Origin of the sequence: Kosakonia sp. R1.Fl (assembly GCF_023516815.1) — a bacterium.
GTDB lineage: Bacteria > Pseudomonadota > Gammaproteobacteria > Enterobacterales > Enterobacteriaceae > Kosakonia.
In genome coordinates, this window is record NZ_JAMGSQ010000001.1 from 3,851,238 (window position 1) to 3,872,536 (window position 21,299).

Below are 21,299 nucleotides of genomic sequence, written 5' to 3' on the forward strand. Positions count from 1 at the left end.
TACAAATTGCTTTAACTTTTACGCGACCATCCAAGACCAGGCATGTGTATATAATATATTCATTGACACAAATCACGGACACGCTACCAGGCTGAGAATAAATAAGAAATTATACGGGATACAAACATGCTTGATTTGGAAAAAGCGCAGCGGACCAGTCTCACCATGCAAGTTGAGGCGAGTCTTAAAAGTGCGCTTATTATTGGTGCGCTTAAACCGGGCGCGCGACTCATCACAAAGGAAATAGCCGATCAATTAGGCACCAGTATTACACCGGTGCGGGAAGCGTTACTGCGGTTGGTCTCCGCAGGCGCGCTGCATGCCACGCCGGCGCAGGCTTTTCTGGTGCCGGAAGTCAGCCTTGATCGCTATAACGAAATTAACCAGATTCGTAAAAATCTTGAGGGTATGGCCGCACGCGCTGCCAGCCAGCATATGACGAAGGAGAAAATTCGTGAGTTGCGTATCCTGGCGGCGAATTTCCATGAAGCAATGAAAAGCGGTAACACCGAGCAGGGCCTGCAGGCTAACCGCGTGTTTCGCTTTAGCGTTTACAGCCACGCCGGGATGCCAACGCTAACCGCCTTGATTGAGCAGTTATGGGTCCGAATTGGCCCTTGTTACAATTATCTTTATCCAAATTCTGAGGATTTAACGCGCGTCGAAAATTACAGTGATTTGTTGGCGGCGTTAGAAGAGGGAGACGCTTTCGCTAGCGAACGCGCGTTATGGCGTGCGATTGATGAGGGCGCAAACATCGTTCACAAACAATTCTATCGCTGAATTCCAATTCAACGACATAATCATTCTCTTTATATATTGATGCTCCCCGGGAAAATTTGCGAATGGGGCGCATCAATATCACGTTTTTGACTGATAAGACCAGCCAGCATCTGAAATCCCTGCTTTCTTTGCCGATAACAATGTGTGCGTGCAGTTGTTGGGCGCTAACATTGGGGTTTAGCAAGGAGTCCGGAATGTCATTTAGCCAGCGGTTAAGCAACATAAAAATTAGTAGGAAGCTGTCAGTCGGTTTTGGGTTAGTTCTCTTTCTGGTTGCTATTGCCACCGTCCTCAGCGTATTGCGCTTCAAAGAAATACGCGACGTCTACGAAAAAACCAACCTTATGTACAACATCAACATTGAAGTATTTCAGGCCAAGATTAATCGTCTGAAATACTTCTATGGCGATGATAAATCAGGGCAGGTGATGGCCAACTATGTACGTCACGCTTCCGAGCTGACTGCCAGCGCCGACGATATGTCCTGGTCTGCAAACGAAAAACAAATTATTAACGATGTCGCCAGTCACCTGGAACAGTTCCAGAGCGCGATTGGCGAGATGCAAAAAGCCACCGGTGACATCAAAACCGTGCGCGAATCGCTCGATAAACTGGCCGCACAAGATCTCTCGGCGCGCTACACCACGCTGGTGCGCACGCCGGTGGCCGACCCGGCGCTGATGGCGCAAATTTACGAACAGTTGTTTGCGATCAGCACCGTGCGCGACGCCGCACTGGTGGTGCGTTACAGCCCGGGTAAAGCGTCGCAAGAGGCGCTGGATGCCCGTTTTGGCGCAACGCAAAAGAGCGTTCAGGCACTGGCAAGCCAGTTACCGGGTGAGCTGCAATCACCGTTGCAATCCCTGTGGGATGACACGGTGAAATACCGCGATTTAAGCCTCAACTATCTCAGCGCTTTCCAGGCATTAAAAGCCGCGGAAGATAAAGTAAAAGTGGGCGGGGATGAGAGCAGCGCCTCGCTCAAACAGATCATTACGCTGGTGAAAGCGCACAACGATGAACTGGCGTACACCTCCAGCACCATTGCATCGATTATCGGCGTGATTGCTATCCTGCTTGGCGTGATCGTCTCCTGGTGGGTTATCCGTCAGATTACACGTCCTATCGATCGCAACCTGGCGCTGGCGGAACGCATCGCCAGTGGCGATCTCAGCTCGCAGATCCGTGCGCAGAGCACCGATGAACTGGGGCAATTAACCGGTGCAATGGGCCGGATGAACGATACGCTGCGCGACATGATTTTCGAAGTGCGCAACAGCGTAAGCCAGGTTTCGCGTGCGGCGACGGAGATTGCCGAAGGCAATACCGATCTCTCTTCCCGCACCGAGCAACAGGCAGCGGCAGTCGTTGAAACCGCAGCCAGCATGGAAGAGTTGACCGCCACGGTGAAAAACAACGCCGATAACGCGCGTAATGCCAGTAGCCTGGCAGCCCAGGCGTCGAAAACTGCCAGCGAAGGCGGTACGGTGATGCGCGAAGTGGTAAACACCATGGGCGATATTCATAACAGTTCGAACAAAATTGCCGATATTACTGCTGTGATTAACAGCATCGCTTTCCAGACCAACATTCTGGCACTGAACGCCGCAGTAGAAGCGGCACGCGCCGGTGAACAGGGCCGTGGCTTTGCGGTAGTCGCCAGCGAAGTGCGCAGCCTGTCGCAACGCAGCTCGCAGGCGGCAAAAGATATTGAACAGCTGATTAGCGAATCTGTATCACGCATTAATGTCGGTAGTGAACTGGTGGCAAAAGCTGGTGAAACCATGGATCAGGTGGTGCAGTCTGTTACTCGTGTTAACGATATCATGGGCGAAATCTCGTCTGCTTCCGAGGAGCAGAGCCGCGGCATTGAGCAAATCGCCCGCGCGGTGGGCGAGCTTGATAGCACCACGCAGCAGAACGCCTCGCTGGTAAGCGAATCCTCTTCGGCGGCGGGTTCGCTGGAAGAGCAGGCACGTTTGCTGGAAGAACTGGTCGCTACGTTCCGTCTCGATCAGAATGGCGCAAAACCGGTCGCCAAAACAGGTAAACCGACCGCCACGCCCGCTGTGAAGCAGAACGTTGAACCGCGTGAAACCGCCACGAGTGATGAGGGCTGGACCACCTTTTAACCTTTGATACGCGCATCAGTAGCAGCCCGGAAGCGCGATGCAACCGGGCTTTTTTATGGGAAACGGCGGTATGAAATACCCTCTGGTAAAACAACTAAAACAGCACGACATATTGCGCCAAAGCTTTATTGATTTAGCCGTAGATACCTTCGATTTATCCTTCGAGGCCTGGTATCAGGCGGGATTCTGGACGGAAAACTACATTCCCTACGCGCTGATTGATGACAACCAGGTTATCGCCAATGCCTCGGTTAACGTTATCGATACACGCTGGTTGGGCGCAGAAAAACGCTATATCCAGATAGGCACGGTAATGACCGATAAGCGCTATCGCAATAACGGACTCGCCCGTTACCTGCTGACGGAAATCATCCAGGACTGGCAACACCGGGCCGATGCAATCTATTTGTATGCAAACGCCACCGTGCGGGATTTTTATCCGAAGTTTGGCTTTGAGAAAGCGCGGGAATATCAATACACCCTGCGTGCCACGCCGGTGGCGAGTGACTTTCGCCGGCTGGATATGGACGACGACGCCGACAGGCAGCAGTTGCTGCGCTATTACGCGAAATCCAACCCTTTTTCGGCGCTGCCGATGAATAATAACGTGGGTTTGTTGATGTTTTACTGTGCGTCGTATTTAAAAGCGTGCGTCTACTTTTCAGAACAACATCAGGCTATCGCCATTGCCACGCAAAACAGAGGCACGCTGCTGTGCTTCGATATTTTTGCCGAACCGGGCACGACATTAACGCAAATCGTTAATGCATTAGCCAATCAACAAACCCAGCGTGTGGTGTTAGGTTTTACGCCCAAAGAAACCCGCGAATGCGAATGCACGTTAATTGACGATGAGGACACGCTGTTTCTGTTCAGCGGCAAAGAGAATGTGTTTCGCGACCATCAGGTGATGTTCCCACTGTTGTCACATGCCTAGTTGTCCCACGCCTGGTCGTTATCGCTATAAAAAAGCCCCTGCTAACAGGGGCTTTCATATTATTCAAACTGATACGCGACCGATAAGCCAACGCCGTAATTACGCCCCGGCGCCGGTTCGTAGTAACGGTTATTGCCTTCATTAACGATAACGGAACCGACGTATTTGCGATCAAACAGGTTATCGACCCGACCAAACACGTCCATCATCCAGTTGCCATAGCTGAATTTATATCCGGTATTCAATCCGGTGACGGTATAAGAGGGCGCTTTGGCGCTGTTTTCGTCATTGGCCATAATATCGCTCATATAACGCACATCTGCGCCCGCGTACCAACCCTGGTCCGGGATCCAGCCCAGCGAGGCAAAACCCATATTGCGCGCGATACCCGGGATTCGGTTGCCATTACATCCGCCGTCGCACACCTCACTGCGATACGTTGCATCAAGATAGGTCCACGCCAGTTTTGCCCGCCAGTTCCCGGCGAATTGCTGATCGAGGGATAATTCCGCGCCCTGACGACGGGTTTTCCCGGCGTTTTTATAGGTGGTGCGCCCGCCAGTGCTGGTATCGGTGACGATCTCATTATCGGTATCCGTGCGGAACAGGGCGGCGGTCAGCAGACCATTGCCGATACGCGTTTTGCTGCCGATCTCCACGGTGTCGTTCGTCGACGGTTTCAGCGCGAAATTCAGACCATTTTTTCCATCCGCGCGGTAGGAGAGTTCATTAATGGTGGGCGTTTCAAAACCGCGACCGGCGGCGGCATACACATTCCAGCCCTCGGTCATGGCATATTTCAGCGACGCGGCAGGCAGCCATTTGTGATAACTGGCTTCGCCGCTGTCATCACCATTTCGCGCCGTAATGTAATGATCGTTGGAATCAAACCAGACGGAGCTGTAACGAACGCCCGCATCCAGCGACAGCTTATCGGTCAATTGCCACGCGGTTTGCAGATACGGATCGACGTTCCACATCAGGTTGCGTTCGTTACGGCGCAGATTGCCTTTTTCGCCATACACCGGCGTGGTGCCATCCATGACAAAATTTTCGTAACCTTTGCGCTCCTCGCTCATGTTTTCGTAGTTCAGACCACCGGTAAAAGTGACTGGTACGCCCAGTTCGCCACGGTGCGTCCAGCGGGTATCAATGCCCTGATAGTGGCGCGTTAAATCAATCACGCCGCCCGCGTGGGTTGGGTTGAGCTGTGGGGCGCGCGGAATCGATTGATATTGCGTGGTTTCACGCTCACCGGCGTACATCATCACGCTGAAATCGTCCTGGCTGCTCATCTGGCGCTCATAGCGCAAGCCCGCCTGGGTTTGCTTAATGGTTTTGCGCGTGTCGTATTGCTGCGCACGCGGCGACTGGCGCGGGTTGTCTTTCCATTCAGACTCGGTTAACCCGCCGGCGTCGTTGGCTTTAATGTCCACGCTGTTGAAAATCAGGCTCAGTTTGCTGGCGTCATCAATACGAACGCCGAGTTTCGCGTTGGCGAGATTTTTTCGTGCGCCGCTGCCATCGCGATAGCCCTGGGTGACAAAACGGGTGCTGGAGACGGTGTAATCGACATCACCCGCGTGCGTCCCGTCACCCATTGCGCCGGTGGCTTTCAGCCCGTAGCGCCAGCTACCAAAGCTGCCGTAATAGCTGCTGGCTTCAATGGTTGCCGGTTCACGCCCGGTCTGCGTGGTGACATTCATTACTCCGCCAGATGCGTTGCCATACAGCGCCGAGAACGGGCCGCGCAGCACATCAATGCTCTCCACACTGTTTAAATCGATATTCGATGTCTGCCCCTGGCCGTCCGGCATGGTTGCGGGAATACCATCAACATACAGGCGAATACCGCGCACGCCGTAGGTGGAACGTGAACCAAAGCCGCGAATCGACAGTTGCAGATCCTGGGCGTAATTTTGCCGGTTTTGCACTTGTAAACCGGGAACGCTGTTCAGCGATTCCGAGAGATTCACGCGCGGCGCGGCCTGGCGGATGTCGTCGCCCTGAACGACGCTCACGGCGGCGGGGCTGTCCAGTTCGGAAACAGTCTGCGGTGTGGCGCTGACAATCATCGTTTGTTCGTTGTCGGCCGCATAAGCGGAAGCGGAGAGCGCAGCCGGTAGCAATAACACCGGCAGGGTGACCTTTGTGGCGGAAATGATATTCATGACGGAACCAAGTTAAAAGACGAACCAAAAAAAGGAAATACGCCAATATGTTAAAGCGTATGTAAATTATTTGAAAACTTTAAACGCACATTACGTTAACGATGAGTGTAACGGAGGAAACAGGATCCTGCGTCGCGAAGATTAACGCTCCACTTTCTTGTCATTAATGATTACTATTCTCAACTATAACAATAAGCGAAACCGCCGTTTCGTGCACTGGACGCATGTGAAAACGTAACCATTAAGTTGAACAAAGGGAGTCGTCATGTCTTTACGTCAATTATGCGCACCGCGCTTGCGCCGTACGTTGGTTCTGGGATCGTTACTGCTGGCGGGGTCATTTAACACCCACGCCGCAGAAGAGATGCTGCGCAAAGCCGTCGGCAAAGGTGCCTATGAAATGGCCATCAGCCAGCAGGAAAATGCGCTGTGGCTGGCGACCGCGCAGAGCCGCAAAACGGATAAAGGTGGGGTGATTTACCGTCTGGATCCGGCCACGCTTGACATTACGCAAGCCATTCACAGCGATTTAAAACCGTTTGGTGCAACGCTCAATAGCCGCACGCAGACGCTGTGGTTCGGCAACACCACAGACGGTTGCGTAACGGCGGTAGACGCCAAAACTGGCGTCATTAAAGGCCGCGTGGTGCTGGATGCGCGTAAACGTTCGGAAACGGTGCGCCCGCTCAGCCCGCGCGAGCTGGCGGTGGATGAAGAGACCAACACGGTTTACATCACCGGCGTCGGGAAAGAGAGTGCGGTATGGGTAGTGGACGGCGCGGCGCTGAAGCTAAAAACGACTATTACCAGTACGGGAACATACAGCACCGGCCTTGCTATTGATAGCGCGGCGAAACGCCTCTACACCACCAACGCCGACGGTGAGCTAATTACCATTGATACCCGCACTAACCGCATCCTCGAACGTAAAAAATTGCAGGATGATGGTAAAGAGCACTTCTATCTCAACCTGAGCCTCGATACCACCGGTCATCGCACGTTTATCACCGACTCAAAAGCGGCGGAAGTGCTGGTTGTCGATACTCGTAACGGCAAGGTAGTGGAGAAAATCGCCGCGCCGGAATCGCTGGCGGTGCTGTTCAATCCCGCGCGCAATGAAGTCTACGTGACGCACCGCGAGGCGGGGAAAGTGAGCGTTATCGACGCCAAAAGCTATAGCGTAGTGAAAACCTTCGCCACACCAACTCATCCGAACAGCCTGGCGCTCTCAGCGGACGGCAACACACTGTACGTCAGTGTGAAACAGGCTTCAACGCGCGAAAAAGAGGCCACGCAGCCAGATGATGTGATACGTATTGCGCTGTAATCGTTTGATATCTTAAGCTCCCTGCGGGGAGCTTTTTCTTTTACAGCAAGGAAATACCATGCGCAGTACATTGCTTGCCACGATCGTGACCGCTCTTTTGCTGGCGCTTTTTCTCTTTTTCCGCCTGAGCGAATTTGACGTTCCCGATGCGGGCGGGCAGCAAACCCTGCGCATCACCCACGGTAGCGATTCACTGGCTGGAACATTGATCCTGCCCGCAGGTGTCTCGTCGCCGCCGGTGGCGCTGCTGGTTCATGGCGATGGCGCGCAGGATCGCTGGTCGGATGGTGGCTATCTGCCGCTGGTTAACCATCTTGTCTCGCAGGGAATTGCGGTCTTTTCGTGGGATAAACCCGGTGTTGGTGAGAGCAAAGGAGACTGGCTGGCGCAAACCATGGACGATCGCGCACAGGAAGCCGCTTTTATACTGCAACAGTTGCGACAACAACCGGCGCTGGCGCACAGCCGGTTAGGTTTTGTTGGCTTTTCTCAGGCGGGCTGGGTGGTGCCGCAGGCCAGTCAATTGGCGCAGGCAGATTTTGCCGTTCTGGTGGGCCCGGCAATAAACTGGCGTAACCAGGGGGCATATTATTTGCGCCAGCGTTTGCAGCTTGCCGGGCAATCTGCGAACGAGATTGCCCGGGCGGTGGCGAGCGATACCGCCGCGTTTGATGCGCACTATACGCAAGAAATCACGTCCCGCCCGTGTGCCGCAGCCTGTACGCGCGACGACTTTGAACGCCGTAACGCGCTTGCCGATGCACGTGTTGCCATCGGCAGCATGCAAACGCCGGTCATGGTGTTGATGGGGCAAGACGATCGTAATGTTGATTCAAAGGAAACGTTGGCTGTCTGGCGGGCGCGGTTACCGGTGAAAACACCGCGCTGCCTGCGCCTGATCCCGGCGGCCACCCACGGGCTGCTCAATAGCCGCTGGTACGATTATCAATTAGCGTCTCAGTGGCCAGCGTGGAAACAAGGGCTATTTTTGTTATCAGGGCGTAAGGCGTATGCAGCAGGCGCGCTGGACATGATTTCAGGCTGGATACGCAATGGCGCGTGTCCCGATTAACAACATTCCCAAGGGGATAAGATGGCTATCGATAGAATGGACTGGCACTACGGCGGGCAATATCCGGACGAGCTGCCGATGGAGAACGCCGGTACCCATATCGGCTTTTACCTGACGTGGATTATCGACAACCAGCTCGAAGGGGAGTTTCACCGGGAAGAGTCTGCTGATGAGCTGGCCGCGGTGCGCAACCGCGCGATCACGGGTCGCGATTTTCTCATCAATATGTGTGATGAAAAATTCTGGAAAGAGGATTTAAACGCAGAGGGTCAGGCTTTCACTGACTATTACTACACCACTGAGACGGCAGGGTATTTTGACGATTACGAGCGCGTGCTGGCGACAGGGCTGCCAACGATCTACCACGTGGATAATACCCAGGAAAACTATGCGTTGATTGCGCCGCAGATTACTGCCGCCTGGCAACGTTTTAAACACGCGCAGGCGTAACTTTCGCGCCAGCAAAAAAGCCGCAACGTTTCCGCTGCGGCTTTTTGCTTTTATGACGCGTTACGAACGTGTCTTCTGTGCGGCATCCGGATGAACCGGCGCGGTGCTGTGGATTTCATTAACGCGCTTACGCACGCCAAACCAGCCCGCAACCAGCAACACCGCGATCAGCGGAATAGAACCGATGGTGTACGTGCCGTTCGGGTAATCGAACGCCATCAGCACCAGTACGCTGAGCAGGAACAGCAGCGTCAGCCATGAAGTTACCGGTGCGCCAGGCATTTTAAAGCTGACATCCGCCGCTTTGCCTTCGTGGATAGCTTTGCGCAGACGCATCTGGCACACCACGATAAAGCCCCAGGAAGCAATAATCCCCAGCGAGGCAACGTTAAGCACGATTTCAAAAACCTGCGATGGCACCAGGTAGTTCAGGAACACGCCAACAATGTAGACGCAAATGGTCGCCAGAATGCCCGCGTAAGGCACGTGATGACGACTCATTTTGGACATGAATTTCGGCGCGGAACCGCCCATCGACATTGAGCGCAGAATACGACCTGTGCTGTAAAGCCCGGAGTTCAGGCTGGAGAGTGCCGCGGTCAGCACCACCATATTCATAATGTCGCCGATATAGGGCACGCCCAGTTTGGAGAAGAAGGTGACAAACGGGCTTTGTCCCGCCTGATACGCATTCCACGGCAGCAACAGAACCAGCAGCACCACGGAGCCGACATAGAACAAACCGATACGCCAGATAACGCTGTTAATAGCTTTTGGCACCATGGTCTGCGGATCTTTACATTCGCCAGCCGCCGTACCTACCAGTTCGATAGAGGCGAATGCGAACACCACGCCCTGAACCAGCACCAGCGCCGGTAACAGCCCGTGCGGGAAGAAACCGCCGTTATCGGTGATCAAATGAAAACCGGTCGCGCCGCCATCGAGCGGTTTACCGCTACCGAGGAAAATGGTCCCGACAACCAGGAACACCACAATCGCCAGCACTTTGACCAGCGCAAACCAGAACTCCATCTCCGCGAACCACTTCACGCCTATCATGTTCATGGTGCCGACAATCGCCAGCGCGCCAAGGGCAAACACCCATTGCGGCACATCACCAAACGCGCCCCAGTAATGCATATACAGCGCAACGGCGGTGATATCCACGATGCCGGTCATCGCCCAGTTGATGAAATACATCCAACCGGCAACATACGCGGCTTTTTCGCCAAGAAATTCACGCGCATAAGAGACGAAGCTGCCGCTGGAAGGGCGGTGTAATACCAGTTCGCCCAGCGCCCGCAGAATAAAGAAGGAGAAAATACCACACACCAGATAAACGATAGCCAGCGACGGCCCCGCCATCTGCAGTCGGGCGCCCGCGCCCAGAAATAAACCTGTACCGATTGCGCCGCCGATAGCAATCATTTGCACCTGGCGGTTACCCATCGCGCGGTTGTAGCCCTCTTCGTGAGAATTGAGCCAGCGTCGTTTCGCGGCGTGATGATCCGTGACGTTGTTGTCTGTTTTCATTGCGTTACCTGTTTACCTGTCTGAACCTTGCGGAATTCCTCAACCCGGCAGGCAAAAAACCAATCGATTGCCTGGCGCGGGAAAATGTTCTGTCTTTCCAGTGTTTCTTCGTATGGATAAGACCAAACATGGCGCAGCATCGTAACCGCAATCGATATACGACGCAAAACATACCAGTGACATAGCACGCGACTATTAGCGGAAATTGTGAGGTTAAGGGTAACGAGCAGAGCAAATGATTTAACCCGATGAAAAATGCAACAGAAATAACCTGTATAAGTAAAAAGAATGTGTAACAAATTTACAGAATTATTACGTGGTTGTTATCAGTCATCATGACGACCGCAGCGCCGGCATCCGCGTCTTTGCAAATTTTTTGCTTATTTAATGTAAATTAATTGTTTCACAGCATGCGCGCGTCGCCCTATTAATGGGGTTATCTCCTCTAACGCGAGTCTATTGCATGTCTTATCGCCTGAGTTTGCTGGATAAAAGCCCCATCGCGGAGCATGAAACCGCACAGGACGCCCTGGCCCGCACGCTGCAACTGGCGCAGCAGGCGGAAAACTGGGGCTATCACCGCTTCTGGATTGCCGAACATCACAACACCACCCAGTTGGCCAGCCCATCGCCGGAGCTGGTTATCGCCTGGATACTGGGGCAAACGCGGCGAATTCGCGTCGGTTCCGGCGGGGTGATGCTGCAACATTACAGCCCGTTCAAAGTCGCAGAAAACTTCAACCTGCTGGCAACCCTTGCGCCAGGGCGCATTGATCTTGGCGTCGGCAAAGCCCCCGGCGGCTTGCCGCTCTCCACCCGCGCACTTCAGCAGGGAATAAACAGCGCCGAAAAGGGCAGTTTTGCCGATCAACTGGCGCAACTGGATAACTGGTTATCCCTGTCAAAAGATGACCACGCGGAAGAAACCGTTCTGGCTACGCCGCTGCCACCGCAGCGTGCGGACGGTTTTCTGCTTGGCGCAAGCCTCGAAAGCGCGGCGCTTGCGGCAAAACTGGGCTGGAATTTCGTTTTTGCCGCCCATCTCAACGGTGACAAAGCTCTTTTGCGTGACGTTGTCACACAGTGGCAGCAGCAGAGCCAGCGCGACACCCTGGTTGCCGTGCAGGTGATCGTCGCGGAAACCGAAGCGCAGGCGAATACGCTGGCGCAGCAGGTTGAAGTCTGGGGCGTCGAGCTGGCAAACGGCCAGCGCGTGAGCGTCGCCAGCGAGGCACAAGGTCAGGCGTTTGCCCGCCAGGCAGGCAGCCCGGCGGTGCGTATCGCAAAACGCGAACCGTCATTGATCGCCGGAACGGCAGAGATGGTTCTGGCGGGGCTGGATCAACTGCATCAGCAGTTCGCCATTGATGAATTTATTATCGATACGCCGATCAGCGAAGGCAGCGCGCGGCTGACCTCCATATTGCGGCTGGCGCAGGCTCACGCAAACGCCAAAGCAACACAGGAGGTGGCGGGATGAGCTTTGCGGAACAACTGATCGACTGGCGACGCGAGTTACACCAGCACCCGGAGTTGTCGTTGCAGGAGTTTGAAACCACCCGGCGCATTCGCCACTGGCTGGAGAGCGCCGGGCTGAGATTGCTGCCGTTAAGCCTGCCGACAGGCGTGGTTGCGGAAGTGGGCAGCGGCGAAAAAGTGATCGCCCTGCGCGCCGATATCGATGCCTTACCGATAGAAGAAGCGGTCGACGTGCCGTTTGCCTCGCGCAACCCTGGCGTCATGCACGCCTGCGGGCATGATATTCACTCCAGCGTTATGCTCGGCGCGGCGCTGCTGCTGAAACAGAAGGAGCCACAACTAACCGGCCGAGTGCGCATTCTGTTCCAGCCCGCAGAAGAGAATTTTGGCGGCGCAAAACGGCTAATCGACGCCGGCGCACTGGACAACGTTAGCGCCATCTTTGGCATGCATAACGAACCCGGCTTACCGGTCGGATCGTTTGCCACACGCGGCGGCGCGTTTTACGCCAATGTGGATCGTTTTTCGCTGACCGTCACCGGCAAAGGCGCGCACGCCGCACGCCCGCACGAAGGTAACGACGCCATTTTGCTCGCCAGCCAACTGGTGGTCGCGCTGCAAAGCATTGCCAGCCGTAACGTCAATACGCTGGAGTCGGTGGTGTTGAGCGTCACCCGCATTCAGGGGGGCAATACGTGGAATGTGCTGCCGGAACATGTCGAGCTGGAAGGCACGTTGCGTACTCACCAGACGGCGGTGCGCGACACGGTGAAACGCCGCGTTGACGATATTGCCGCCGGTCTGGCGCAGGCGTTTGACGCTAATATCACGGTGCGCTGGTTTGCAGGACCTGCCGCGCTGGTCAATCACGATCGCTGGGCAACCTTCGCCCGAGATGTTGCCGACTGGCACGGTTACCAGACACAGGAGGCGGATCTGCACATGGGGGGCGAGGATTTCGCCGTCTATTTGCAGCATATTCCCGGCGCGTTTGTCAGCATCGGCAGCGACAGCGATTACGGCCTGCACCACCCGGCGTTTAACCCCGATGAAGCGTTAATCGAAGAGGCGGCGCGTTATTTCGCGCTGCTGGCAGAAAAAGCACTGCTGCAATCCTGATGTGAAATTTGTCTGCCTGGGGCGCACGCTCCGGGCCACCTGTTGCCTGAATATGAGGATCGATTATGTCTACAGCACGACAACTGCGGCTTGGCACCATATTACATGGCGCGTCGGGAAATATGTCCGCGTGGCGACATCCGGCGGCGCTCGCCGATGCCAGCATTAATTTTGGCTTCGTGCAGGACACCGCGCGTATTGCTGAACAGGGAAAACTGGACTTTCTCTTTGTCGCCGACGGCTTATATATCAACGAAAAATCGATCCCGCATTTTTTAAATCGTTTTGAACCCATTACAGTATTATCCGCGCTCGCCAGCGTGACTTCGCACCTCGGTCTGGTGGGCACACTTTCCACCTCCTACAGCGAGCCATTTACCGTCGCGCGCCAGTTCGCAAGCCTTGATCATCTGAGCAATGGCCGTGCGGGCTGGAACGTGGTGACCTCGCCGCTGGAAGGCTCGGCGAAAAACTTCTCCCGCGCGCAGCACCCGGATCACGCCTTACGTTACCGCATTGCCGATGAATATCTCGATGTGGTGAAAGGGTTATGGAACTCCTGGGAAGAGGATGCGTTTGTGCGCAATAAAGCGACCGGACAATTCTTTGACGCCACAAAGTTACACCCGCTGAATCACCACGGTGATTTTTTCCAGGTTGCCGGGCCGCTTAATATTGGTCGCACACCGCAGGGGCGACCGATTATTTTCCAGGCTGGTGCCTCAGATGATGGAAAACAACTGGCCGCCCGTCACGCCGACGCCATTTTTACGCATCAGGAGACACTTGATGAAGCTAAAGCGTTTTATCGCGATGTGAAAAATCAGCTGGAAAAATATGGCCGCCGCCATGATGACCTGCATATTTTCCAGGGCGTCAGCGTGATTGTCGGCGACAGCGAAGAAGATGCTGAACAGCAGTACCAGACCACCGCCGCGCTGGTCTCCATTACGGATGCGCTGAACTACCTCGGGCGCTATTTCGAACACCATGACTTCAGCCAGTACCCGCTCGACGAGCCGTTCCCGGATATCGGCGATTTGGGGCAAAACAGTTTTCGCAGCACCACTGATGAGATCAAGCGTAATGCGCGCGAGCGTCAGTTAACGCTGCGCCAGGTGGCGCTGGAGAGCGCCTCGCCGCGCCCACGCTTTTCCGGCACGGCGCAGCAAGTGGCCGATGGCCTGCAACAGTGGTTCGAAAGCTACGCCGCCGACGGCTTTATCATCCAGGGCGGGACGCCGGATACGTTCCCGCGCTTTGTCGAAAAAGTGGTGCCGTTGCTGCAGGCTCGCGGCCTGTTTCGCACGGAATACCCCGGCACGACGCTGCGCGAGAGTTTAGGTTTACCGCTGCCTGTTCATCCTTCCTCACATCAATAAAAGAAGAAAACGCTATGCAGAAAACATCGCTATTGCTGGCGGCAATGCTGGCCCTGACACCACTGGCCTGGGCCGAAGACGTCAATATCAACGGGACGGGCGTGAGTCTGGAAGCCAACAAAACGCCGATCACCACCGCGAAAAACGTGCAAGCCATTGCGCAGTTGCCGAAGGATTACCACTTTGTCGTGCCGGGAAAACTGACCGTCGCCGTGGCAGCGCTCAACTCGCCGCCGCTGACGGTCTTTGCGGATGACAATAAAACTCTGCTCGGCAGCGAAGTGGACATCGCTCGCCTGGTGGCCAGCAGCTTAGGCCTGGAGCTGAACGTGGTGCCGACATCGTGGGAGGACTGGCCGCTCGGCGTCACTTCCGGCAAATATGATGCCGCGATCAGCAATATTACCGTCACCAAAGAGCGCAAAGCGAAATTCGACTTCGCCACTTACCGCAAGGATTCCCTCGGTTTTTACGTCAAATCCACCAGTCCGCTGACATCGATTGAGAAAGCGGAAGACATTGCCGGGCTGCGCATTATTGTCGGCTCCGGCACGAACCAGGAGGCGATCCTGCTGGCGTGGAACGCCGAAAACGTGAAAAAGGGGCTGAAACCTTTTACGCCGGTCTACACCAAAGATGACGCCGCTCAGACGCTGGCGCTGCAATCAGGCCGCGCCGACGCTTACTTTGGCCCGAACGTCATTGGCGCATGGAAAGCGGCGCTGACCGGCAAAACCAAACTGGTTGGCAGCGTGGACGGCGGCTGGCCGAAAGCGGCGCATATCGCGGTCACCCTGCGTAAAGGCAGCGGGCTGGTTGAACCGGTGCAAACGGCGCTCAATGGCGCGATCAAAACCGGCGACTACGACAAGGTGCTCAATCGCTGGGGCGAGGGCGTCGAGCGTATTCCGGCGTCGGAGGTGAATCCGGCGGGGCTTGGCGATTAAGGAGGCAGTCATGAGTGAACGTTTCCGCGATGTCTCGCCAGACGCACCGGAATTGCAGCCGATTTTAGACGGGCTGTTTGGCGAATACGCTGCCCGCTATGGCGACTATTTTTCCCGCAGCGCCGAAGTGGAACTCACCGAGTGGTATTTAGCGCCGCAGGGGCTGTTTATTGTGCTGGAGCGTGAGGGAGAAATTATCGCGACCGGCGCCTACAAACCGTTTGATACCCATACGGCGGAGATCAAACGCATCTGGACGAAGCATGAACTGCGTAAGCAAGGGCTGGCGGCCAGAATCGTGCAGGAGCTGGAGCGGCGCGCGGTACTGGCCGGTTACAGCCACATCTACCTGACCACCGGTTTTCGCCAGCCGGAAGCGGTGCGCCTGTATCTGAGCCAGGGCTATCAGCCGCAGTTTGATATCCATCGCGATCCGGAAGAGTACAGCCAGCCGCCGTTCGACGGTCGGCTGCGCTTTAGCAAAGCGTTGTCGGTTGAGTGTTTAAGCAAAACCGCCTGAGGAGCGACCATGAAGAATACAGAAACCATCAAGGTGGTGCCCGCGCGCTACCCACTGCGTACGGTCGGCGCACTTGTCGCCCTGTTTGTGCTGGCGGCGATCGTTCAGTCCGTGGCGTTTAACCCGCGCTGGGAATGGACAGTGTTTGCCCGTTGGTTTTTCGACCCGGTGATCCTCGAAGGGTTAGGGCAGACGCTGTTGCTGACCTTGCTCGGCACGGCGCTGAGCGTGATTTTCGGCGGTTTACTGGCGCTAGCCAGGCTTTCGTCGTCGTGGCTACTGAGTAGTCTTGCGTGGAGTTATATCTGGCTGTTTCGCTCGCTGCCGCTGATTGTGGTGCTGATCATTCTTTATAACTTCTCCTATCTGTACGACACCTTATCGCTCGGCATTCCGTTTACCGGAATTGAGTGGGCGAGCTATCAAACCATCAATGTACTGGGGCAGTTTTCCACGGCGGTTGTCGGGTTGACGCTGGTGCAAAGTGCCTATACCGCCGAGATTATTCGCGGCGGCTTTCTTGGGGTCGATCACGGGCAGTACGAAGCGGCGGCCGCGCTGGGGTTACCCGCCTGGCGGCGCACGCTGCGCATTATTCTGCCGCAGGCGCTGCGCACGATTTTGCCGTCCGGTTTTAACGAGATAATCAGCCTCGCCAAAGGCACGGCGATGGTTTATGTGCTGGCGATGCCGGAGCTGTTTTACACCATTCAGATGATTTACAACCGCACGCAGGAGGTTATCCCGCTGCTGATGGTGGGTGCGGTGTGGTATCTGGTGATCACCAGCGTACTGTCGGCCATTCAGTATCTGGTTGAACGCTGGCTGGCGCGCAGCGAACGGCGTTCAGCGATTTCACCCTCGCGGGTTCGTTCCTATTCCACCGCCCGCGTGGCGCAACCGCAGGAGGCTGTTCATGCCAACCTCTCTTAATGGTCATATTTCGATTACCGGCGTCAGCAAATATTTTGGTCGCCATAAAGCGCTGGATGAGGTGTCGCTGGAGATCCCGCCCGGTTCTGTCACGGTGATCCTCGGGCCATCGGGCTCCGGGAAATCGACGCTGCTGCGCACCATTAATCATCTTGAGCGCGTGGATGAAGGGTTTATACGCATTGATGGCGAATACATCGGTTATCGCCTGCACGGCGACAAGCTGTATGAGCTGAAAGAAAAGGAGATTTTGCGCCAGCGCGTCAACGTCGGGTATGTGTTTCAGAATTTCAATTTATTCCCGCATCTGACGGTGCTGGAAAACCTGATTGAAGCGCCGATTGCGCACAAAAAGTTGAGCCGTAAAGAGGCCATCGATCAGGCATACGATCTGCTGGATGTGGTGGGATTGCGTAATAAAGCCGATGCCTGGTCGCGCCATCTTTCCGGTGGACAGCAGCAGCGCATCGCCATTGCCCGCGCGCTTTCGCTGCGCCCGCGTGTGATGTTGTTTGATGAGCCGACATCGGCGCTGGATCCGGAACTGGTGGGCGAAGTGCTGGATGTGATCAAAAAGCTGGCGCGCGCCGGTTCCACGCTGGTGGTGGTGACGCATGAAATCGGCTTTGCGCGCGAAGTCGCCGACCAGGTGGTGTTTATGGTCGATGGCAAAATTGTTGAACAGGGAAGCAGTGACGAGGTGCTGAATCACCCGCAGCATCCGCGCACGCGCCAGTTTTTATCGAAGGTCTTATAAGGAGCCACCATGAAAGGATTACTGGCGCTGCTGCTGGTCAGCGCGGGCAGTTTCGCCGCCGGGCAGCTTGATTTAAAGGCTAATGAACAGCCGATCACCGTGCAGCGCAACGACGCGGCGATCGCGAAAATCCCGGCGGATTATCGCTTTGTCGAACCGGGGACATTAACCGTGGCGATCTCAGCGCTTAACTCACCGCCACTGGCGCTGGTCGCCAGTGATAATCGTACACGCATCGGTAGCGATCCGGATATCGCCCGCTTACTGGCGCAAAGCCTCGGTTTAAAGCTCAAACTGGTGCCAACCGCATGGGAAGACTGGCCGCTGGGCATTACTTCCGGGCGTTATGATGTCGCGCTGGTGAATATCGCGGTTACCGAAGCGCGCAAACGGAAGTTTGACTTTGCCACATACCGCGCGGATTCGCTGGCGTTTTCGGTGAAATCCTCCAGTGCAATTCAGGCCATCCGCTCCGCAGGCGATCTCGCCGGGCGCAAAGTGATTGTCGGTTCCGGCACCAATCAGGAGCGCATTTTGCTGCGCTGGAATGAAGAGAACCAGGCCGCCGGTCGCCCGTTAGCGCAGCCGATTTATCTGACAGATGACGCATCGGGGAATTTGTATATTCAGTCCGGGCGAGCGGATGTGGTGTTTGGCCCGCAATCTGTCGCGGCCTATAAAGCGGCGCTTAACGGCAACACGAAAGTCGTCGGCCTGGGGCCGAAAAAAGCGTGGGTGGCGACCACCACCAAAAAAGGTAACGGCCTGGTGTATGCTTTGCAGGCGGCGCTGGATGGCGCCATCGCGCGCGGAGAATATCAACAGGTGCTGGCGCGCTGGGGAGAGCAGGGGGAAGCGGTTGAACGTTCGCAAGTTAACCCGCCGGGGATCACTTACGATTAAACCAAAAAACGCTGTTCCGCCGGGAGTACAGCTTGCGGAACAGCGTGGCGAACCCGAGTCGCCAGTTTCAGGCTGTGGTCGGCGTAAGCGTAATTCGCTCCAGCGAACCAACAATAAACAGATACGAGAAGAGACCAATCAGCCCCATTGAGCCGACATAGAGGATCGCGTAATCGAAGGAATGGGTATTGGCGAGGATCACGCCAATCACCAGCGGTGTAACAATACTCGCCAGGTTGCCGCACATATTGAACACGCCACCGGCTATCCCCAGCACCTCTTTTGGCGACGTATCGCTGAGTACGCACCAGCCAAGATTGCCAAAACCTTTGGCGAAGAACGCCACGCTCATGGCGGCAATCACCACCACTTCGGAATCGGTGTAATTGGCAAGCACAATCACGCAGGAGAGCAGCATGCCGCAGATAACCGGGAATTTACGCGCGGTGGTCAGGCTGTAGCCGCGCGTCAGCAGCCAGTCGGATACCACGCCGCCCAGCAGGCCACCGATAAACCCGGCGATAGCCGGAATACTGGCGACAAAGCCCACTTTTAAAATCGACATCCCTTTGGCCTGATATAGATAGGTGGGAAACCAGGTGAGAAAAAACCAGGTAATCGAGGTCACGCAGAACTGACCAATATAAACGCCGATCATCATGCGATTCACGCAGACACTTTTTATTTGCGCGAGACTGATTTTCGCTGGTCCTTTTTTACTGCCTAATTCCGGTTCGCCACCGCCATTGCGAATATAATCAATTTCCTGTTGGTTAATCTCTTTATGGGATAATGGATCACGAACTTTAATTAACCAGAATATCCCCAGCACTACGCCAATCGCGCCAATATAATAGAAAACATAATGCCAGCTAAGCGTGTGCAAAATAATCGTCATCAGCGGGGTGATAATACCTAATGATATATATTGCGCGGCCTGGTAAACCGCCGTCACAAAACCGCGCTCTTTATTAGGAAACCATTGCACGCTAAGACGGCTGTTGGCCGGGAAGGCAGGCGCTTCAATAGCACCCATCATCAGGCGCAGCACGACTAACACAATGAGCGGGCTGGCATAGAGATAAATCGTACCCTGAAACATCGTGACGACAGACCAGCCAATTAGCGCCACACCATAAACTAACCGCGAACCATATTTATCCAGCAGCCAGCCGCCGGGAATTTGCATTACCACATAAGAGATGCCAAATACGGAAAATGCGAGGCCCAGTGCTTCAGGATCAAAACCTAACTCTTTACTCATAATTGGCGCGACAACGGAAAGTGTCGCGCGGTCGGCATAATTAAATACCGTAGCAAGAAATAAAAATAACAGAATGCTGTAACGCACATTGGTGCGTTTAATTATTGTATTCATCACAACTCCTTTAACAGGGTTGAATGTCGGTGTAGGGTACAAAAAGACGGAAGGAGCCTCCCGTCCGGAATCGATGATTATGGGCGTTTGCCGAATTCGCAGCTTTGCTGAGTCCAGGCGCGCGCCTGTTCGCTCAGCGTGAAGCCCAGACCGTGGCGGTCGGAGACGTACATCCGGCCATCGCGCAGTTCAAGTTGTTCGTTAAACAACGGATTCAGCCATTCGAAATGCTCCAGCCACGGCTCCAGCGGGTAGGCGGCGGAAAGGTGCAAGTGCACTTCCATGGCAAAATGCGGTGCCAGTTTGCGGTTGTGCTTAGCCGCCAGATCCATGATTTTCAGGAACGGCGAGATGCCGCCAACGCGCGGTGCGTCTGGTTGCACAAAATCACTGGCGTTACCGAGGATCAGTTGTTCGTGTTCGCGAAAACCGGTGAGCATCTCGCCGGTGGCGATCGGCGTATCCAGCGCCGCAGCGAGCTGGGCGTGGCCTTCAACATCGTAGGCATCGAGCGGTTCTTCAATCCAGATAAGGTTAAATTTCTCCATCTGGCGTCCCATACGAATCGCCGTTTCGCGATCCCATTGCTGGTTGGCATCCACCATCAGCGGGAAGTCATCGCCCAGCGCTTCGCGCACGGCGGTAAGGCGGCGAATGTCCTCTTTGGTGTCCGGCTGACCGACTTTGATTTTGATACCGCCGATGCCGTTTTCACGCGAGATAATGACGTTTTTCAACACCTGATCCAGCGGCGTATGCAGGAAACCGCCCGAGGTGTTGTAGCACTGCACGGAGTCGCGATGCGCGCCGAGCAACTTCGCCAGCGGCAAACCGGCGCGTTTGGCCTTCATATCCCACAGCGCTATATCGATAGGAGAGATGGCCTGCACCGCCATGCCGCTGCGCCCAACGGAGGCACCTGCCCACAATAGCTTGGTGTAGATCTTGTCGATATCGTTCGGATCTTCGCCGAGCAAGTTATCGGCAATCTCTTTAGCATGGGCGTAAATCCCCTGGCCGCCGGCGCGTTTGGAATAGCTAAAACCGACGCCTTCAAAACCGTCGCGGCTGCGGATTTCGGCAATAATAATCGCCACTTCGGTCAGCGGTTTTTGCCGCCCGGTCAGCACTTTCGCATCACTTACCGGCGTCGCCAGCGGTAAAAAGGCGAGGGAAAGTTTTACCCACTCGATGCGGTCGCCGGTTTCAGCCGCGGTTTTGACACCGGACGCGCGGGCGTAGGTTACGGCATCAGAATTAGCACTTACGGTCATGGTTTTGCTCCTGTGAACAACAATAATGTTTGCGCTAACATTTGTAGATCGACAAAAAAATAATCACCAGCTAAAGGAGGAGATTTTGTACAACCGATCACAAACCCAGCGCTAAAAAGGGGGCTTATTGCTACGGTAATCACATTTTTTCTCTGATGGTGTCTCGTTACACCTAAAAATGGTAGCGATAACATTATGTGTG

Annotated in this window: 18 protein-coding genes; 14 read left to right on the forward strand and 4 right to left on the reverse strand. The window is 55.1% G+C overall.

Going from position 1 to position 21,299, the window contains the following annotated elements; all coding sequences use genetic code 11:
* The first annotated feature begins 126 nt into the window (after positions 1-126).
* The 3 genes from M8Q36_RS18260 (at position 127) to M8Q36_RS18270 (ending at position 3,852) form a co-directional block, all read left to right on the forward strand.
* A complete protein-coding gene (locus M8Q36_RS18260; RefSeq protein ID WP_249881829.1) occupies positions 127-783 on the forward strand; it encodes a GntR family transcriptional regulator in 657 nt (218 codons plus the stop codon).
* Positions 784-977: 194 nt separating this feature from the next.
* On the forward strand, positions 978-2,915 hold the full coding sequence (locus tag M8Q36_RS18265; protein ID WP_249881830.1) for a methyl-accepting chemotaxis protein: 1,938 nt from the start codon (positions 978-980) through the stop codon (positions 2,913-2,915).
* Between the two features lie 70 nt (positions 2,916-2,985).
* The gene (locus M8Q36_RS18270) at positions 2,986-3,852 is read left to right on the forward strand and encodes a GNAT family N-acetyltransferase (RefSeq protein ID WP_249881831.1); all 867 of its coding nucleotides are present in this window, start codon (positions 2,986-2,988) and stop codon (positions 3,850-3,852) included.
* Positions 3,853-3,911: 59 nt separating this feature from the next.
* On the opposite strand, the gene pqqU is transcribed toward M8Q36_RS18270, so the two are convergent.
* Positions 3,912-6,023 (reverse strand): TonB-dependent receptor PqqU, encoded by a 2,112-nt coding sequence (gene pqqU / locus M8Q36_RS18275; protein WP_249881832.1) that lies wholly within the window; start codon positions 6,021-6,023, stop codon positions 3,912-3,914.
* Positions 6,024-6,288: 265 nt separating this feature from the next.
* On the opposite strand from pqqU, the gene yncE reads away from it, so the two are divergent.
* Genes yncE through M8Q36_RS18290 form a run of 3 tightly spaced genes read left to right on the forward strand, consistent with a single transcriptional unit; the run spans position 6,289 to position 8,872 of the window.
* Entirely contained in the window at positions 6,289-7,350 is a 1,062-nt protein-coding gene (gene yncE / locus M8Q36_RS18280) for a 7-bladed beta-propeller protein YncE (protein ID WP_249881833.1), read from the forward strand.
* Positions 7,351-7,408: 58 nt separating this feature from the next.
* A complete protein-coding gene (locus tag M8Q36_RS18285; protein ID WP_249881834.1) occupies positions 7,409-8,422 on the forward strand; it encodes an alpha/beta hydrolase family protein in 1,014 nt (337 codons plus the stop codon).
* A gap of 21 nt (positions 8,423-8,443) precedes the next feature.
* Positions 8,444-8,872 carry a DUF7832 domain-containing protein gene (locus tag M8Q36_RS18290; RefSeq protein ID WP_249881835.1) on the forward strand — a complete coding sequence of 143 codons (429 nt, stop codon included), beginning with the start codon at positions 8,444-8,446 and terminating at the stop codon, positions 8,870-8,872.
* A 60-nt stretch (positions 8,873-8,932) separates the two neighbouring features.
* On the opposite strand, the gene ansP is transcribed toward M8Q36_RS18290, so the two are convergent.
* On the reverse strand, positions 8,933-10,405 hold the full coding sequence (ansP, locus tag M8Q36_RS18295) for an L-asparagine permease (RefSeq protein ID WP_249881836.1): 1,473 nt from the start codon (positions 10,403-10,405) through the stop codon (positions 8,933-8,935).
* Positions 10,406-10,868: 463 nt separating this feature from the next.
* Between ansP and M8Q36_RS18300 the strand changes: the two genes are divergently transcribed.
* The 8 genes from M8Q36_RS18300 (at position 10,869) to M8Q36_RS18330 (ending at position 18,445) form a co-directional block, all read left to right on the forward strand.
* Positions 10,869-11,885, forward strand: coding sequence for an MsnO8 family LLM class oxidoreductase (locus M8Q36_RS18300; protein WP_249881837.1), 1,017 nt, complete (start codon positions 10,869-10,871; stop codon positions 11,883-11,885).
* Entirely contained in the window at positions 11,882-13,003 is a 1,122-nt protein-coding gene (locus M8Q36_RS18305) for an amidohydrolase (protein WP_249881838.1), read from the forward strand. The genes M8Q36_RS18300 and M8Q36_RS18305 overlap by 4 nt, the downstream gene beginning before the upstream one ends.
* 65 nt (positions 13,004-13,068) lie before the next feature.
* Complete coding sequence (locus M8Q36_RS25610) at positions 13,069-14,385, forward strand: LLM class flavin-dependent oxidoreductase (protein WP_502825478.1); 1,317 nt, start codon at positions 13,069-13,071, stop codon at positions 14,383-14,385.
* Between the two features lie 14 nt (positions 14,386-14,399).
* On the forward strand, positions 14,400-15,332 hold the full coding sequence (locus M8Q36_RS25615; RefSeq protein WP_502825479.1) for an ABC transporter substrate-binding protein: 933 nt from the start codon (positions 14,400-14,402) through the stop codon (positions 15,330-15,332).
* A gap of 10 nt (positions 15,333-15,342) precedes the next feature.
* Positions 15,343-15,852 (forward strand): GNAT family N-acetyltransferase, encoded by a 510-nt coding sequence (locus M8Q36_RS18315; protein ID WP_249881839.1) that lies wholly within the window; start codon positions 15,343-15,345, stop codon positions 15,850-15,852.
* Positions 15,853-15,861: 9 nt separating this feature from the next.
* Positions 15,862-16,785: an amino acid ABC transporter permease gene (locus M8Q36_RS18320; RefSeq protein ID WP_249881840.1), complete on the forward strand. Its 924-nt coding sequence runs from the start codon at positions 15,862-15,864 to the stop codon at positions 16,783-16,785.
* A complete protein-coding gene (locus M8Q36_RS18325) occupies positions 16,769-17,542 on the forward strand; it encodes an amino acid ABC transporter ATP-binding protein (RefSeq protein WP_131410267.1) in 774 nt (257 codons plus the stop codon). Before M8Q36_RS18320 ends, M8Q36_RS18325 begins: the two co-directional genes overlap by 17 nt.
* A 9-nt stretch (positions 17,543-17,551) precedes the next feature.
* Positions 17,552-18,445: a transporter substrate-binding domain-containing protein gene (locus M8Q36_RS18330; protein ID WP_249881841.1), complete on the forward strand. Its 894-nt coding sequence runs from the start codon at positions 17,552-17,554 to the stop codon at positions 18,443-18,445.
* Positions 18,446-18,512: 67 nt separating this feature from the next.
* Here the strand turns inward: M8Q36_RS18330 and M8Q36_RS18335 are convergent, their stop codons facing one another.
* Positions 18,513-19,823, reverse strand: a complete 1,311-nt coding sequence (locus M8Q36_RS18335; RefSeq protein WP_249881842.1) for an MFS transporter — start codon at positions 19,821-19,823, stop codon at positions 18,513-18,515.
* 77 nt (positions 19,824-19,900) lie between these two features.
* A complete protein-coding gene (locus M8Q36_RS18340) occupies positions 19,901-21,097 on the reverse strand; it encodes an L-talarate/galactarate dehydratase (RefSeq protein ID WP_249881843.1) in 1,197 nt (398 codons plus the stop codon).
* Between the last annotated feature and the right edge of the window lie 202 nt (positions 21,098-21,299).